The 1,731-nt window shown below is 53.6% G+C and carries 2 protein-coding genes and 1 riboswitch; both genes read left to right on the top strand.

The features are described 5' to 3' along the window. Positions 1–400, top strand: a 400-nt coding sequence (locus D6694_15660; GenBank protein ID RMH33407.1) for a hypothetical protein, incomplete at its 5' end; no start/stop codon positions are given. Positions 401–614: 214 nt separating this feature from the next. Further along, positions 615–715: riboswitch (TPP riboswitch) on the top strand. Positions 716–796: 81 nt separating this feature from the next. After that, a partial coding sequence (locus tag D6694_15655) for a phosphomethylpyrimidine synthase ThiC (GenBank protein ID RMH33406.1) occupies positions 797–1,731 on the top strand: 935 nt, incomplete at its 3' end.

Genomic DNA, 1,731 nt, shown 5'->3' with positions numbered 1-1,731 from the left:
CGGCACGGCAGCCGGCCAATCCGGCACGAGCCTTCAGTTCAGCACCTCATTCTTGCCCCCCACACTGAATATCATTTTTGCTGACGGTATGATTACCGTGGTTTACGACCCGAAAACGGGTATGTGGAACCTAAAAATGTTGGTAGATGCCGAAGGCCAAATTATCTATTTTCAAGATAACAAGCTCCAATTCAAAGGCACCTATCGTGTCACAGACAAAAACCAAGGGCTCTATCTGATGATTTTTCGGATCATGCGCATGTATAACCTAATTAATCAGGCACAGTTTCTGCGTATGACTCGTGTCGGGTCCGTTTTTGTCTGTGAAGGGACTGGCCCCTGCGTTCCTAAAGATGAAGACCCTAACGATGACGACGAAAACGATCGCGAGAAAAAATAACTGTGCCACCAAGGCCCCTGATGGGGCCTTATTTTGATCTTTAATCACGGCTTTCTGGCCCACAGGGTGCGTCTCTCACCGGCCAATCACCGTTCGTACAATGACGTAGAACCGGCACGGGATAGACTCACGGAAATGTGATCACTTATGGCGAACCGTCCTTATGCCATCGCAACTTGGCTTGCACCCCCGCAAAACCACACCTATACTTGCCCATGCCTTGTCGGAGCGCCCCTAGGGGCTGAGACCGCATACGCGGGATCCGTTGAACCTGATCTGGGTCATACCAGCGAAGGGAACAAGTGCAGCCAAGCCATGTGTTTTTTTGCCTACCGTTAGGCATCTCTCGTGACCCTTGGGCGCACCGACTGAAATGACAAATGATGGAGCGCGCCCATGCAAACAATCGGTCGAACCAAACACTATATTCCTATCACCACAGAATTTGGCGAATTGTCCGTACCTTTCCAAAAGGTAACGCTGAGCAATCACGCCCCGGCTCTGTTGCTGTACGACACCTCGGGTCCCTACACGGACCCAGCCAAAGCCCCGAAACCCGATGCACCACTCGCCCCCTTGCGCGATAGGTGGTGGCACGAGCACAATGCGTTGCGTCAATGCTTTCCGACACAACTTGCCGCGGCTCGCGCTGGCGTCATCACCCCAGAAATGCATTTTATTGCGACCCGAGAAAACCTCGCACGACTCCAGTCACCGCACTGGCAGGCCAAAGTTTCACGACACCACGATGCTTATGGCAGCCATATTCCTGACGTGGTCACGCCTGAATTCGTGCGACAGGAAGTGGCGGCTGGGCGAGCCATTATTCCGTCCAATCATCGTCATCCCGAAGCCGAGCCCATGGTGATTGGCCGTAATTTCCTTGTGAAGGTCAATGCCAACATTGGCACCTCGCCGGTACACTCTTCGCTTGCGGAAGAAACCGACAAGCTTGTGCGCGCCGTGCGCTGGGGGGCCGATACCGTGATGGATCTCTCGACCGGCAAAAATATCAGCGAAGTGCGTGCCCACTTACTTCGCCGTTCACCTGTCCCAATTGGGACAGTGCCCATTTACGAAGCATTGGCGCGGGTTGGCGGCAAGGTGCGCGACTTGTCTTGGTCTGTGATGTTCGAGGTACTCCATGAGCAAGCAGAACAAGGGGTGGATTATTTCACCATCCATGCTGGCGTGCTTCGCTCACTGCTCCCACACGCACAACATCGCGTCACCGGCATCGTCTCGCGTGGCGGTTCGATTCTCGCGCAATGGATGCAAATTCATCAACGGGAAAATTTTTTGTGGGAACACTTCGACGAAATTTGTCGCCT

This window comes from Gammaproteobacteria bacterium, assembly GCA_003696665.1.
GTDB lineage: Bacteria > Pseudomonadota > Gammaproteobacteria > Enterobacterales.
This window is presented reverse-complemented; position numbering and strand designations above follow the sequence as displayed.